This window comes from Methanocella conradii HZ254 (assembly GCF_000251105.1).
Taxonomy (GTDB): domain Archaea; phylum Halobacteriota; class Methanocellia; order Methanocellales; family Methanocellaceae; genus Methanocella; species Methanocella conradii.
Map to the genome: position 1 here is coordinate 630,452 of NC_017034.1, position 15,044 is coordinate 645,495.

General features: G+C 49.4%; 16 protein-coding genes. 4 read left to right on the forward strand and 12 right to left on the reverse strand.

Annotated elements, in window-relative coordinates:
• Complete coding sequence (locus MTC_RS03155; protein ID WP_048188921.1) at positions 1-993, forward strand: lysylphosphatidylglycerol synthase transmembrane domain-containing protein; 993 nt, start codon at positions 1-3, stop codon at positions 991-993.
• Positions 994-1,030: 37 nt separating this feature from the next.
• Here MTC_RS03155 and MTC_RS03160 read toward each other — a convergent pair whose 3' ends face one another.
• The 9 genes from MTC_RS03160 to MTC_RS03200 form a co-directional block, all read right to left on the reverse strand.
• Complete coding sequence (locus MTC_RS03160) at positions 1,031-1,975, reverse strand: SDR family oxidoreductase (protein ID WP_014405228.1); 945 nt, start codon at positions 1,973-1,975, stop codon at positions 1,031-1,033.
• A gap of 53 nt (positions 1,976-2,028) precedes the next feature.
• Positions 2,029-2,940: an NAD-dependent epimerase/dehydratase family protein gene (locus MTC_RS03165; RefSeq protein WP_014405229.1), complete on the reverse strand. Its 912-nt coding sequence runs from the start codon at positions 2,938-2,940 to the stop codon at positions 2,029-2,031.
• A 27-nt stretch (positions 2,941-2,967) separates the two neighbouring features.
• Positions 2,968-3,996, reverse strand: a complete 1,029-nt coding sequence (gene gmd / locus MTC_RS03170; protein ID WP_014405230.1) for a GDP-mannose 4,6-dehydratase — start codon at positions 3,994-3,996, stop codon at positions 2,968-2,970.
• Positions 3,997-4,218: 222 nt separating this feature from the next.
• A complete protein-coding gene (locus tag MTC_RS03175) occupies positions 4,219-4,929 on the reverse strand; it encodes a glycosyltransferase (protein ID WP_237705958.1) in 711 nt (236 codons plus the stop codon).
• A gap of 115 nt (positions 4,930-5,044) precedes the next feature.
• Positions 5,045-6,232: a hypothetical protein gene (locus MTC_RS03180; protein WP_014405232.1), complete on the reverse strand. Its 1,188-nt coding sequence runs from the start codon at positions 6,230-6,232 to the stop codon at positions 5,045-5,047.
• Positions 6,225-6,731, reverse strand: coding sequence for a nucleic acid-binding protein (locus tag MTC_RS03185; protein WP_014405233.1), 507 nt, complete (start codon positions 6,729-6,731; stop codon positions 6,225-6,227). Before MTC_RS03185 ends, MTC_RS03180 begins: the two co-directional genes overlap by 8 nt.
• A complete protein-coding gene (locus MTC_RS03190) occupies positions 6,731-7,339 on the reverse strand; it encodes a UPF0175 family protein (protein WP_014405234.1) in 609 nt (202 codons plus the stop codon). The genes MTC_RS03185 and MTC_RS03190 overlap by 1 nt, the downstream gene beginning before the upstream one ends.
• A gap of 256 nt (positions 7,340-7,595) precedes the next feature.
• A complete protein-coding gene (locus tag MTC_RS03195; protein WP_014405235.1) occupies positions 7,596-8,858 on the reverse strand; it encodes an outer membrane protein assembly factor BamB family protein in 1,263 nt (420 codons plus the stop codon).
• A 187-nt stretch (positions 8,859-9,045) separates the two neighbouring features.
• Positions 9,046-9,519 (reverse strand): hypothetical protein, encoded by a 474-nt coding sequence (locus tag MTC_RS03200; RefSeq protein ID WP_014405236.1) that lies wholly within the window; start codon positions 9,517-9,519, stop codon positions 9,046-9,048.
• Positions 9,520-9,822: 303 nt separating this feature from the next.
• Between MTC_RS03200 and MTC_RS03205 the strand changes: the two genes are divergently transcribed.
• Entirely contained in the window at positions 9,823-10,950 is a 1,128-nt protein-coding gene (locus MTC_RS03205; protein ID WP_014405237.1) for an ORC1-type DNA replication protein, read from the forward strand.
• A 239-nt stretch (positions 10,951-11,189) separates the two neighbouring features.
• Here MTC_RS03205 and MTC_RS03210 read toward each other — a convergent pair whose 3' ends face one another.
• The 3 genes from MTC_RS03210 to MTC_RS03220 are packed head-to-tail and all read right to left on the reverse strand — an operon-like array spanning position 11,190 to position 13,370.
• A complete protein-coding gene (locus MTC_RS03210) occupies positions 11,190-12,326 on the reverse strand; it encodes a mannosyltransferase family protein (protein ID WP_014405238.1) in 1,137 nt (378 codons plus the stop codon).
• Positions 12,302-12,631, reverse strand: a complete 330-nt coding sequence (locus MTC_RS03215; RefSeq protein WP_014405239.1) for an SWIM zinc finger family protein — start codon at positions 12,629-12,631, stop codon at positions 12,302-12,304. Before MTC_RS03215 ends, MTC_RS03210 begins: the two co-directional genes overlap by 25 nt.
• Entirely contained in the window at positions 12,609-13,370 is a 762-nt protein-coding gene (locus MTC_RS03220; protein ID WP_014405240.1) for a Nif3-like dinuclear metal center hexameric protein, read from the reverse strand. The genes MTC_RS03215 and MTC_RS03220 overlap by 23 nt, the downstream gene beginning before the upstream one ends.
• A gap of 275 nt (positions 13,371-13,645) precedes the next feature.
• Here MTC_RS03220 and radA point away from each other — a divergent pair, with 275 nt between their 5' ends.
• The gene (gene radA / locus MTC_RS03225; protein WP_014405241.1) at positions 13,646-14,620 is read left to right on the forward strand and encodes a DNA repair and recombination protein RadA; all 975 of its coding nucleotides are present in this window, start codon (positions 13,646-13,648) and stop codon (positions 14,618-14,620) included.
• Positions 14,621-14,695: 75 nt separating this feature from the next.
• Positions 14,696-15,043: a hypothetical protein gene (locus tag MTC_RS03230; RefSeq protein ID WP_014405242.1), complete on the forward strand. Its 348-nt coding sequence runs from the start codon at positions 14,696-14,698 to the stop codon at positions 15,041-15,043.
• Position 15,044 lies beyond the last annotated feature (1 nt).

Genomic DNA, 15,044 nt, shown 5'->3' on the forward strand with positions numbered 1-15,044 from the left:
ATGAATAAAAAGAATCTGGCACGCTGGCTGGTCATACCAATTACTCTATTATTGGTCGTCATATTACTAGTGCAGATATCGCTCTCGGACATAGTGAACGCTTTATTATCCATTAGTCCAAAGTTTTTGGTGCTGAGCTTCGCTCTATATGTATTATTATATGTGTTCAGAGCCGTCCGGTTCCGCCTCATGCTTAAAAGCAGGGTAGGATACTGTACCATGTTCAACATCGTTTGCATGCACATGCTGGCGAATAGCATCCTGCCTTTCAAAACCGGCGAGCTTGCTTTCGTTTACCTGTCCAAGGTGCAGATGGGCCTCCAGGCCGGCATCGGCCTGGCGACTGTGGCCATTGCGAGGATGTTCGATGCTCTGGCCGTCTGTGTGCTCTTCGTACTGGCGTTGGTGATGACACGGGGCAAGACGGATATATTTACTGAGGCCGAGCCTTTAGTGCTGGTGATGGCTGTCCTGATGATCGCTGGCATAATGCTGGTTATCTGGTATGGCCCGCAGCTTTTGGATATGACCAATCGCTTGCTTAGGATAAAGGTCTTTGGTTGGCTCCCTCTTCCGCTCATCCGGTCGAAGCTAAAGGAGGTCGTGGAGTATTATTCGTCTTCCGACTCACAGAGTAAAGTGTTTATTATTTTTGGGCTCTCGCTCCTCATCTGGATAATGGCTTCCTTGTCTACTAGCATCCTGGCGGTGAACATGGGCTTAGGCATTGGCATATGGGCAATCATCGCTGCAACAATGATCTCCGTTATGTTCAGCGCTCTCCCGATCCACGGGATTGCGAGCCTTGGCACGACAGAACTGATCTTATCAGCGGCCTTAATGGCCTTAGGGGCGCCCAAGGATGCTGCTATATCCTCCGCTTTTGCCATACACCTAATGATTTTAATGTTTACCGCGTTGCTTGGAGTATACGCAATAATTTCAGACCATGTTTTTCAAATACTAGATAAAAAAAGCTTTAAATCGGAATAAGCTATGGTCTTTTGCCTTCTCATATCATCTATTGTATTTATGGCCGATTTGCCTGTACAAAGTCGATATATTTTTTAAGCCCTTCCGTTACATCGACTTTAGGCATATAGCCCAATTCTCTCCGGGCTTTATCGATATCTGCCATGGTGCGCTCAACGTCGCCGGGCACGTTTTTCCCGTAGATTATTTTCGAGGAGCTACTGGTTAACCGGATAATTGACCTGGCGAGTTCATCGATAGTAATACTATGGCCGCCGCCAATGTTATAGACTCCCATACCCCGCGTCATGGCCAGGATGTTCGCATCGATGACATTGTCTATGTATGTGAAATCACGGCTCTTGTTCCCATCGCCAAAGATATCTATATCCTCTCCAGCAAGCGCTTTTCGTGTGAAGATTGATATGGCAAGGTCAGGTCGAATACCAGGGCCAAAAACCGTGAAATACCTTAACGATATCGTTTTAAGCCCATAGACCTCGCGGTAGATTTCGCAATAGTTCTCGGCGCAGAGCTTGGAGGCACCGTAGGGCGATATGGGCCGGGTCGGGGACGTTTCTTTGAGGGGGAATTGATCGACATTACCATATACCGACGAAGATGAAGCATATATCACTTTTTTCACGTTTGCTGCCAGTGCGGCTTCAAGCACCCTCAATGTTCCTGTAGTGTTCACCTCGTGGGTAAGCATGGGATTTTTGATGGATTCCCTGATGCCCGGGCGGGCCGCATTATGAAAGATGAAGTCTATGTCCTTTATGCATTCCTCCAATATTTTTTCATCGAGGATGCTTCCTCTGACCAGCCGGTAGTTCGAGCATGCGAGCAGTGGCCGTATATTATCTTCTTTCAACCGATTATCGTAATAATCATCAAAATTATCGAGGCATATGACTTCATGTCCTAACTCAACCAACCGACGAGATATATGTGACCCAATAAACCCTGCTCCGCCCGTCACGAGGCATTTGAAATGCGACATTTGAACATCCCTTGTTGTATAATTGCTAAATTAATGGTTGATATATATGCAATTCACCTGTAGCGTTCTTTTGAGATGGTCCTGGCGAGGCCTTCCTCTAGCCCTATCTTGGGGCTCCATCCCAGCCTTTTCAGCTTCGACACGTCAGCCAGCATCCTTGGTATCTCCACTTTACCCGCCCTCATCCGCTCATTATCGCTCAAGATAGGGATCGATGGGTCTATCATGTCCCTGATCTTTTCCACCAGGTCCTGTATGCGTATCTCTTCCCCGGAGCCTATGTTGTACACGCCCGAGCCAGCATCCCCTATGACAAGAAATCCCTCAACACAGTCCTCAACATAAAGAAAATCCCGCGTAGGGCTCACGTTGCCCACCCTAATTTCTTTACCTTTCAGGGCTTGTTTGATGACGCCAGGTATGAGAAAGCTCTCATCCTGTCCCGGCCCATACACGTTAAAAGGCCTTATTATAGCATAGTCCATCCCATAAGCGTTACCATACGCTTCTACGATCTTTTCGGAGGCTATCTTGCTCGCCGCGTAAGGCTCCCTCGGCACCACCGGGTGCGCCTCATCCACCGGCAAATATTGCGGAGCGCCGTACACATGAGCGCTGCTGACGTATACGAACTTTTTCACATTAGAAAGGCGGGCCTCCTCCAGCATGTTCATAGTGCCAAAGGTGTTCGTGCTCAGTGTCAGCGCCGGGTTCTGGACGGCCTTGGCCACGTTCGATATCGCGGCGAGGTGGTATACTACGTCTACATCCCTGCAGACGCCTTTTAGCGACGCAGGATCGGCGACGTTACCTATGGCCTGGCCGACGTCACGCCTTCCCAGGCCCTTACGGCCCGTTATCAGGGCGGTCACACTGGCCCCATGCTGCGCCAAAGCGTCCATGAGGTACCCGCCAATGAAGCCGCTCGCCCCTGTGACGAGTACTCGCGCCCCCTTCCATGGCATGGTCACAAACGCTCCAGAATAAAACTATTAGTTCACTTTTAGTCGGCCTGATTTTACTGGCGAATAATCCTGCGCGACGGCTTTCTGCCGGCTCTCTCTAGCAAGAAGGTCTATGTCGCTTTGTACCATCATTCGGACCAGTTCTTTGAAAGATACCCTCGGCTTCCACTTCAGCGCCTTTCGAGCCTTTGAAGAGTCGCCCATCAGCAGCTCGACCTCCGCTGGCCTTAAAAATCTCGGGTCGATCTTAACGTACTTCTTCCAGTCAAGCCCGGCTGCCTCGAACGCTATCTCGCAGAACTCCCTGACCGTGTGCGTCTCCCCGGTCGCTATCACATAGTCGTCGGGCGTTTTCTGCTGAAGCATGAGCCACATGGCTTCCACGTAATCGCCTGCGTAGCCCCAGTCCCTTTTCGCGTCGAGGTTGCCCAATCTCAGCTCCGAGTCCAGGCCGTGGTATATCCGGGCGACGCCGTTCGATATCTTCCTGGTTACGAACTCCATTCCTCTGCGGGGCGATTCATGGTTAAAGAGTATGCCGCTGCACACGAACATGCCGTAGCTTTCCCTGTAGTTCACGGCTATCCAGTGTCCATACACCTTTGCCACGCCATAGGGGCTTCGAGGATGAAATGGCGTCTTCTCATTCTGTGGGGTCTCGACGGCTTTACCAAACATCTCGCTCGAGGAGGCCTGGTAAAATTTCGCGTTTAGCTCGTTGACCCTTATGGCCTCCAGCAGCCTGGCGACTCCAAGGCCTGTCACGTCTCCCGTGAATATGGGCTGGGACCAGGAGGAGCCAACAAAGGATTGTGCCGCCAGGTTATACACTTCGTCCGGCTGGCTTTGCTTGACCGCGCTTATTAGCGAGCTCTGGTCGGCCATGTCGCCCTGGATGAGATTGATTTTATCCAGTATATTTTCAATTCTCGAAGTGTTTATATTGCTTGTCCGTCTGACGAGCCCGTATACGTCGTAGCCTTTTTTTAATAATAGCTCTGCCAGGTATGAGCCGTCCTGTCCGGTGATGCCTGTAATAAGCGCCCTTTTAGTCATGTATATCTACCTTAAACAATTGCTTATATGCGATAAACATTTTGTGGTATTGGAAGGGTTGTATTAGCATTCGTTTAGCTTGTGGTGGGTAATCTCAATTATCCTTTCCCCTGCTTTCCCGTCTCTGAACGGGGGGTTCCACCTCTATGGTCTCATGACTTCAAGTTCTCAACCCATCGATTCGAAAAGAATACGATCCCATCATTAATAAGCCTGTTGAAATTATACCCTTTTATAAAGCCCCAGCCTTACCTTCATCAAGCTAAAAAACATGGAGGGCACGTACTTGAAGCTAAAAGTGCTCCTCTTGTCGTCCTTCCACACTACGGGCACCTCTCTTATCTCACAGCCCGCATTCTTGAGACGCCATAGTAGCTCCACGTCGAACTCGAACCCCCTGCAGACCATCAGGGGCGCAACCTTCTCTATGTACTCCCGCTTAAAGACCTTCCCGCCGCACTGCGAATCCCTTATCCTCAGCCCGAAAATAGCGCGAGACAGCAAGAAGTTAAAGGCCTCGCTCGCAAACCTCCTCACAAGATACTGGCCCTCAAGTATGATCGACTCCTTGGACTTCCTGTCAGCTATCACGCACCCGGCGCCCGTGCGCTCCATCTCTTCCACAAGACGCAAAAACTGGTCCACTTTAAGGGAGTTGTCGGCATCAGTAAACCCCACAACATCGCCCCTTGCTGCCTTGAAGCCCTCTAAGACGCCCCCGCCTTTCCCCAGACGATGATTAAAAACCAAAACCCTCCCGTAGGGCGAGGCAAGCCTGGCAGTATCATCAACGCCATCGCAAACGATGATAATCTCGAAATCCCTGCCTGAAGCCCGAAGCCCCTCGCTATAATCCCTCAAAGTCCTCTCAATCCTCTTCTCCTCGTTATAGGCAGGGACGATAACGCTTAGCAATCCTATTACCTCCGGCAATGAACGTGACTACCATTCCAGTATATTAAAGTTGTCTTTTTAGGTTCTGTCAAGTCTGCGGGTGTCTTTCCATCTAGGCTTTCATGCGGTCTGATTAGCGAATAAACAAATATGTTCACAGATCAACATTCTTTCTAAATTCTTGAAGATTGAGTATTTCTCTATTGTTCACATAGGTTTTTCTCTTAAAGTATTCAGATGTCTTTTCTTTTTCTTCTCTTATTAAATCTCTATATTTTATTGCCTCGATGCCCAATCTTTCATTATTATACAATATCTGAGCATCTATTGCCTTTACTTTATTAGTTTTATAATTTTCAAAAACGCTAAACGGTATAGATGTATCATCAGGATAAACATTTTTTAATATATTAAGTTCACTCGTTTTATAATATCCATAATCAACATTATTAAATAATCTACGGATTGGGTCTTTTCCACGATTAACTAATCTAATAAGTTCACTAACATTTTTTGGAATTCGTTTTATAAAATGATTATCCCCTAAAGCATCAAACCCATATCCAAAAGCTAAATACTCTTTTGCCTCAACAACTGGAAAATCATGTAACAATTTACCGCTATTAGCATTTATAGCATAAAAAAAGGACTTACCCAATAATTGGTATTCAGGGCCGTTTAGACAGGCCATCATTTCTCTTACCTGTAGATCGACAACATTAGGTTTATTTCCCATAAAATCGAAAACAAATGATTTAATATTATTATCATAATAAAATTCGATTAATTCACTAATAAGTGGAGGAGGTATAGCAGCAGGAATAACGCCGATAATCGCTTTATTGTTTAATCGGTTAATAGAATCAATACATTCTCTCATAAACTTGGTATAATCAGTTAATTTATCCCTGAAATCTCGATTATCATTTTTAAAAATATAAGGTAGTAAAGGAAGAACTGTAGCATCAGAATTAAGATAGGAAATGTTAGTTAAAAAATCTATACCCTTCCTAATAGGATAATTATATCCTGTATATGATACAAAAGTAAGCACCACTTCATCTTCTCTAGTTTTACCAATCATGTTTTTAATTCTTTTATTCTGTTTTAAATAGCTTCTTTTGCCATCTAAATATTCTAATAGCGTTTTTTCATTAAAAGACGTATAAATTTCGTTTAAACCTTTAACATCATTATTTATTTGAATATCAGAACGACAATTCCTTGCGCTTATTGTTTTAATAGGAGTATTGATATTTTTACTATTGATATTAACCAATTGCTTTTTTAATAACAAGTCATCGGCTATATCCGTATTCGATACTTTTATTTCTTTACTCATTAATAAACACCCTCAATATCTCATCGTCAATCCAAAATGCCGACTGTTTTATCTCATCCGTGATTTTAATTCGCTGGCTTTTATCTAAAAGGCCTTTTGCCTTTAATATATTGAGTAATCCAATAGAGCCCGTGAGCGGTAATCCAAGCTCTTGTGCTGCCTTTCTTCCTGGTTTTTCATCAATAACGCAAAAAAATGGGACCCCATTCTCCTTTAATTTCAAACCAGAACATATTACATTAATTTCCCCATCATTTAACTCAGGATACCTGGTCCTAATAACATTTTCAATTGTCATATCATTATGATCCACTTTTCCTATTATATGTTGAAATAACAAATTATCCAGCTCAGTCCTTGTATTTGTATCTTTAATTTCATTATAGACCGATGGAGGTATTTTTAATATTTCTCCATTAGATATTAAGGCGCTAAAATATTTTTTCCCATCTATGTCCTTTATAAATAATAGGATAACTGATGTATCCAATAGCTTCATTAATAACCCATCTCAACTTTTACGCCGAGTTCTTTTAATTTATCATAAAAAACATCGATTGGCATATCCGCTATTTTTGCAGCTTTGCCTATACTAACCTTCCCTTTTTTAAGTAGATTTATAGCAATACTCAATTTTTTATTTTTTATTTTATTTTTTACTAAGGACGCACGAGTCATTTCTGGATAATCAGTATACACAATTCCCAGTATTTCATCCTCACTTAATTGATTAAAAAGGCCTTTCATGTGATCTATCACTTTTAGATCATTCATGCTAGTATTTTTATAAAGTTCAGTTAAGAACTCTTTTCCTACAGAAGTTAATATATATTTATTATTTCTATCATCTATAAGTCCCATTGATTTTAATTGTTCTAATCTTTCAATTACTATATCGCTGCTAGGGCCAAAATTGTCTGCCTGAAAATCAGCTTTCTCTTCAAGTTTAGGGACATTTTTAGATATAAAAAATAATTCTTTCATTAATTTAGTTTTTCCATCAATCAATTCACAGTTAGAAGAAGCTAATAATAGCAAAATATATTTTTCAACGATATCATTTTTTATATTTTTTAATACTTTTTCTTTGTATTTGTCAGCTTCCACGGCGCGCGCCTCATTTATATTTATATTTTTCTACGCGAAATACGATAAACCTTTCTATTAATTTGCTGCATTGAATAATGATTGCTATCATAGCTTGAAACACGAAACAGGACTTGCACTAACACACGAAGACACGGTCAAAACACTAAGAACTCTAACGTATCAACGCCCAGCCCTTAACAAGGGAAGAAATGGCTTTTATATAGAGGGTATCAGGCATGTTATTGAATATCCACATTGTTAGGGTTTAGAGGCCTTAACGTCGCCGGCGATGGGCGGCAACGGCCACAACTCCTATAACGGAAGCGCCCAAAAGCACGGGAACGGGGCACCACGACTGCGATGAGGTTGGAGATGGCTTATAGGTGGCCACGATCGGCTCCTCAGAGGGCGCCACGGTAGGGGTGGGAGTGGCGGTCGGGCCTGGAGTGGGCGTGGCCAGCGCCACGGACGCGGGAAGGGTGAGAGAGTACACAGTGCCGCCTCCCGAGCTAGTGCCATAAGAGCTAAAGTAGAGCTTATCGTCCACCATGATGGGCGTGGAATAGACTGGCGAGTCGGCCCGGAACTTCCAGTATTGCAGGCCGTATCTGGCGTCGACCGCGTACAGGCACCTGTCTCCCGATCCGACGTATATGATGCCCTTGGCCTTATCGATAAACGGAGAGGCCTTGATCGGCCCGCCGGTGGAGAACTTCCACGCCATCTCGCCATTTGTGGCGTTGAAGGCGTACAGGTTGCCATCCCACGACCCGACGTAAATGTTGCCGTCATAGTACTCTGGCCTTGAGACGACCTGGCCGCCCGCCTGGCTCTTCCAGGCCATGCTCCCCTGGTAGGTCTCCATCGATATTACGCTGCCGTCATAGGTGCCCACGTATAGGTAGCCATCATGGGCGAGGGGCGAGTACGCCCTCTCCCCTACGTTGACGCTCCACTTCACCTTGCCAAAACTGGGGTCGACGGCCACGACCCTGCCATTGAGGGTACTCGCGTACACCACGTTATCGTAGCCCTCCAGAGCGGTAGATACGCCGCCTCCCACGCTCACGTTCAATATCTCTTCGCCGTCTGACGGTTTGAGGGCGTATATGCGCCCGTCATCGGACCCCACGAAGACTATGCCGTTCATGATCAGCGGCGTCGAGTCGACGTTACTCGCGGCCTTAAACCTCCACTTTTCCGTTCCACTAAATGTCTCTATGGCGTAAAACATGCCATTGGCCGTCCCCACGTACAGGGTGTTATCGTGGAAGGCGGGACTGGCGAGCACCGTGGAGCCGGCCTTGAACTTCCACTGTGGGACGCCGCTCTGGGCGTGGATGGCGTATACAATGCCATCGAGGGAGCAGACGTATAGCATGCCATTGTTATAGACGGGCGATGCTGATATGTAGGCGCTGCCCTGTCCCGGCTGGCCCACCTGATATGCCCAGTCGAGGGTCGGCTCAGCGGCGAGCGCCGGGGCAATAAAAGTGATTGCCATTAATAAAGCGATAAGGTATCTACGCGTCAACATTAGGTTACCTGCCACTGCTTGAGGCATTAAATGTGTTTTATATAATGGGATAAAAGCTTTGCGTTCGCCTGGCAGCGGGCCTCGGCGGATGGGCTTCCAGAGGAAATAAAGGGGTATAAGGCGTTTTTTCGCCATGGGCAGGGCTACTGGTGCCATGACCAAAAAGGCCTGGTTTATCGCCGGGCGGTTACTTCTTGGCCGCGTTGACCGGCTCGTCGTCGGTTGCCGCGATGAAAACCGTCTTCTTCTCCTTTCGAGCCTCGCCTGAAGCGGTAAACCTTCCCCTGCTATCCGCGACTATGAAGTGCTCGGACGGGCTGTCCTCCACCTCGACCTCTTCTATGACGCCTGTGGCAGGGTTTTGCTGAAGTTTTTTGATCTTTTTTACGCCCTGTTTTGGCGGAGCGTGCTGCTCGGCCTCGGCTGGCGCCTTGCTCACGCTGCCGTTTCCGGCGGCAAGGGCGGCGTCCAGCATCCTGGCCAGCTCTACGACTTTTAGCTCTAGCCTGGTTAGCTTGGAGTCCATGTCTTCCGGGTTGTCGTTTAGCCTTGCCTCGACCTGTTTTAGCGCTTCGTTGATGTCCGTGTTGTCAACGTGTGCGCCCATCGCGTTTAGCTTTTGCTCTATTCGCTCGAAAATTGTGGGTGCTGCACTATCCATACTTCATCATCCCCTTAGTTTTTAATTGATAGGCAGCCGCTTAAAGCTTTTGGTGTTCGTATTATGAATGGGCTCTAGGATGGCTTGGCGGCACATTATCATCGCCAACCAGCTACCCGCTGAAAGTATTCCTCCCCTGAGATGATGATCCCGCATAAAAAATACATGGCCATAGCGCTCCGAAGGCGGGCTAATAAATAAAGCGCTTCCAGAAGAGAGAAAGGTAATACTTTCACCACGCATTCCACATAGTATATTAATGGGCACACGCATTGTATCACTGGAGTGAAAGTTTGAACCATCATGACTAAAGATATCCTACTCTGGGACCAGACCGTATTCAAAGAGCAGGAATACTTCGAACTGGATTTTTTGCCGGAAAACCTCCTGCATCGTGAGGCGCAGATGCGCTCGCTCAAGTTTAGCGTGTCGCCCGCCCTGCGGGGCTCGACGCCCCTGAACGCCTGCTGCCGGGGCGCCCCGGGCACGGGCAAGACATCGGCCGTGCTGAAAGTATTCTCAGAGCTGGAAAACGCCACCCAGAAGGTCGTACCGGTCTACATCAACTGCCAGCTGGACTCCACCAGGTATGCCATCTTCGCCCAAATATTTAAGAAGCTGTTCGGCTACCCTCCCCCGTCTTCGGGGATCTCCTTTAAAAAGCTATTCTCGCAGATAGCGAAGCACCTCGTGGAGAAGAAGCGAGTCCTTATAGTTGCGCTGGACGACTTTAACTATCTCATGGCTAGCAAGGAGGCCGACGAGGTGCTATACTCCCTCCTGAGGATGCACGAGGTACAGCCGGGCGCCAAGGCTGGCGCTATAGCCATCCTGAGCGACCTGACGCTGGACATGGCAAGGGACCTCACGCCACAGGTACAATCCGTATTCCTCCCGGAGGAGATACTGTTCCCCCAGTATTCGCTGGAAGAGATCAAGGACATCTTAAAGTACAGGATTAAGTACGGCTTCATGCAGGGCGTGATCTCCGAGGAGCTCGTAGACCGCGTGGCCAGGTATACGGCCGAGACGGGCGACCTGAGGGTGGGGATAAACATGCTGAAGCGCGCCGGCCTGAACGCCGAGCGTCGCGCCAGCCGGACCATATCCGAGGAGGACGTCGAGAGGGCCTACGAGGGGTCCAGGTATGTCCACCTGAACTATACTATAAGGAGCCTCAAGAAGGAGGAGAAGGCGCTATTGAAGTGTATCGTGGAGTCGGGTAAGGATGAGATGATGTCGGGGGAGCTTTATGATCGCTTCCGGGAGAAGACCGGGCTGGGCTACACGTCGTTCTATGAGATGGTAAACCGCCTCGAGGGGCTGAAGCTGGTCTCTCTCAATAATACGGGTAAGGGCGTGAGGGGCCAGAGCCGGCTCGTCTCCCTCATGTATGACCCTAAAGAGGTCGGCAAACGCATCGACGTCTAGTAACTACTTTTTTCACCACAAGGTACACAAAGCTAACACCACTTTTTTTTACCACAAGGTACACAAGGAAACACAAAGTACACAATTTTTTTAAATAATAAAGAGATTGTGTACCTAGTGTTTTTTGTGTACCTAGTGGTGAAAAGCCTAGTGTTTTTTGTGTTCTTTGTGGTGAAAAGCCTGGTGTTTTTTGTGTACCTCGTGGTGAAACCAAGATGAATGGAAATACAAGGTCGCTGCTAGATGATATAATAGCTCCAGATGGTCCAGAGGGCCATAAGCAGGCCCTGAAACATCGCCAATACTATCGTCATCGCCTGGTCAAGGTCGCGATTCTCGCCTATCTTTGCCAGTATTATGAAAACAGGGAAAACTACCAGTATGTACCTGGCCATGCTCCAGGTAGAGTTAGGCGTCGAGAGGGGGATCAATATCAGAAGAAGGCCGTAGGCAAGGTAAGAGATGTCGATCTTTTTGAAGCATGCGGCTAGAAGGGCGAGCGAGGCGAGGGTGAACAGGGCCTCGAAGCGCACGTCGCCGCTATGGCTGGCCAGGCGGCCCAAAAGCTCGACGGCGGGATTAGAAAGACGGCCTCCCCACGCCGACTGGATGTGCATGAATGCCAGCGGGTCCCCGGTAAGGCAATAGTTATAAAGGCAAAAGAGCGAAAGGCCGATGAGCGGCAGCGATAGGAGTAGCGCGTCAGGCCTGACATCGCCGAGCTTAAAGTCCTTTGACCGCAGGTATTCGTACGCCATTGGCAAAGCTATGATCACGCCGTAGGGGCGGGTCAGCGCAGTCAGAAAGCCCAGCACGCCAGAGTAATGCCAGCGACCCCTCCTCGCATAGTAAAAGCACGCCAGGCTCAGCGCCAGAAAGGTGGATTCGGTGAACACTCCTGAAAAAATGAAAGCGGTGGGGAACAGGAACAGGTATTTTATGGCCCGCCTCGCGGTCCGCTCATCATCGTCAAGCCTGACAAGCTTGTATAAGTATACGCATGCGATGATCAGGCAAACGTTAGATATGGCGAGGCCTGCGGCGAAGTAGTCCCCTATTAAGGCTGCCGCCAGCCTCATCGCCATCGGGTATAGCGGAAAGAAGGCATAGTTGGCCATGTTCACGGAATTCGTGGCCGTCGAATAGCCATTCTTTGCTATATCGATGTACCAGTTAGAGTCCCACACGTTCCACATGTCAAACCAGCGTGGGAACTCGCTGAGGTCTCGCCCGCCGAAGGCGTCGTGTGATATGAGGCCTATTAGCATCAGGGCCGCACGGGTCGCCACGAAGAGCAGCAGGGCGTATCCCAGGCCTTCGGGTACCTTTTTTAATGCCTGGCGGAAAACGCTCACCTCAACGCATCCAGGTACCACCGGTCGACCTCCTCATAAACCCCGGTCGTCTTCGCCAGGCGGACCGCGATGGAATGATAGCATATGCCGCCCTTGACCGAAAGCCTGTACAGGTAATCGTTACAGGTGCAAAAATCGTCCTCGACGATGTACTCGCCGCTGAAGCCTCTCACCACGAAGAAGTCCCTGTACTTCTTAACCTTGCCAGACCTCACGGCATCTATGGCCTTTTTGCCCCTCGAGCCGTACTCCTCCACGAGGCGTTTTTCAACGTCGGGCGTCAGGCCCTCTCTCCTCGCATCGTCAAACACGCTCACGTATTTCATCCCATTTTATCGTCTTTATGCGGGGCGGGTCGTCTATAAATACTGTGGGCACGATGGCGTTCAGCCTCTCGGCCAGGCTTCTCATCGCCGGCGCCTCGGTATAGTAATGGGGCGCGCTCACGAGGGCCACCTCGCCGCGGCCCCTTATGACGTCATGCTTGAGCTCGGAGGATAGGACTACGTCTATACGGTTTTCTTTCGCATGCTCCAGGGCGAGCCTGAAGCCGCTGCCGGCCACGGTGGCGACGTGCCGGACCATCCGGCTCTCTTCGCCCACGTACTCTACGCTGCAGCCAAGGCGGGCCGAGGCCATGCAGGCGAGCTCTCGTAGGCTCATCTCCTCTACGGTGCCCACCCTTCCCCCGTAGAAAGCCTCGGGGCTTCTGAGGCCTATCAGGCCGGCCAGGACGTCGTTCACCCCGCCCGGGGCGTTGTCATAGTTCGTGTGCATCGTATACAGTGATAAGCCATTATCCAGCAGCAGGCGTAGCTTATGGGCCAGTTCCTCGCTTATCCGGCTTACCGGGTCCCATATTAGCGTATGGTGGGTGACCAGCATTCCGGCGCCATCCTCTGCCGCCCGCCTGATGGCGTAGGGCGTGGGGTCGAGCGCTACCGCCACCCTGCCCACCTCTCGCGAGCCTTTCAGTATCAGCCCTATCCTGCCCGCATCATACTCTTCCGCCAGGCCTGGCGGGGCTATCTCTTCCAGCCTGGATATGAGGCTTTCGACTTTCATAGGGCACCCTTACATCATATGTTCACGTCAAAATTATAGACTTTTGGTATACGCTGCCATATCTGCTGAGTAGAAGATGTGATGCCAAACCATCCACTATAAAAAACCCCATTTAGCCTCTAGACAAAAGAGCCACTTGTCCGACCATCATATTTAGTTTAACACAGCAAAAGAAAGTATACATACAAGCCCAATTCATATTACTTTCAGCCCGCATGGATAACGTTCTATATATGGCCAGGGCTTTATTATAATAAGCTTTTAGAGGTTTCAAAATGGCAGCAGAAAGAATGACCATAGAGGATCTACCTGGCGTGGGGCCTGCAACCGCCGACAAGCTCAAAGAGGCAGGGTACACATCGATAGAGGCGATAGCTGTCGCATCGCCCGCAGAGCTGGCAGCGGCCGCCGAAGTCGGAGAGAACACAGCGGCTAAGATAGTGGCTGCGGCCAAGAAGTGCTCCAACATCGGAGGGTTCGAGACCGGAGACGCCGTATTCGAGCGGCGGAAGGCGGTGGGCAAGCTCAAGACCGGGTCGAGCGCCCTGGACGAGCTACTGGGCGGCGGAGTGGAGACCCAGTCGATAACCGAGTTCTACGGAGAGTTCGGGAGCGGCAAGACCCAGGTGGCCCACCAGCTCGCCGTCAACGTGCAGCTTCCCCCTGAGGAGGGGGGCCTTAATGGCTCGGTCATCATGATCGACACCGAGAACACGTTCCGCCCCGAGAGGATAGCCCAGATGGTCAAAGGGCTGAAGAACGGCGATGACTACGACCCTGAGGACTTTTTGAAGAACATCCACGTAGCTAGGGCGTATAACTCTAACCACCAGATTTTACTGGTCGAGAGCGCCTCCGAGCTTGCCGAGAAGCTGAAGGATAGCGATAAGCCCGTCAGGCTCATCATTGTGGACTCTCTTACCGCCCACTTCAGGAGTGAGTACGTGGGCAGGGGGACCCTGGCAGACAGGCAGCAGAAGCTGAATAAGCACATGCACGACCTCATGAGGTTCGGGGACATCAATAACGCGGCGATAATTGTTACGAACCAGGTTCAGGCTAAGCCCGATGCGTTTTTCGGCGACCCCACGAGGCCTATCGGGGGACACATCGTTGGCCACACTGCCACGTTCAGGGTGTACCTTAGAAAGTCGAAGGGCGAGAAGAGGATAGCTAGGCTCGTGGACTCGCCCAACCTGCCCGAGGGGGAGGCCATCTTCTCGGTGACCACCGAAGGGCTCAGGGACTAAGCTTCACCTCAAATCGAAAAGTCTTTATCATGGTATCCTGATGGAAAGGTACGCATACCCGAGGTGTACCTTCGGATGGATAAGCTGGAACAGGAAGAGATGGCGGCGACCGTCTTCTCTTATCTCATAAGGGGGCTGTCGAGCGGCCAGAGAGGCGCCATGAAGTCGGAGCTCATGAAGAAGCTGGAGCCAATCAGGGAACTATACGGATTGTCGGACGAGGTTTATCCCCTTTATATAGACCAGTGCATCGCCCATAAAAAGTTCCTGAAGGTGCAGGACGCCATCGAGGCGTTCGGCAACGCCATCGCCAGGGGCGAGGTGTCCCCAAGGGACGAGAGGATAATGATGCAGTGGGTCCTGAATGTCCAGAACCAGGTGAGGACCTACGGGAACATCAAGACAAAGCGTAGGCGAGCATAAA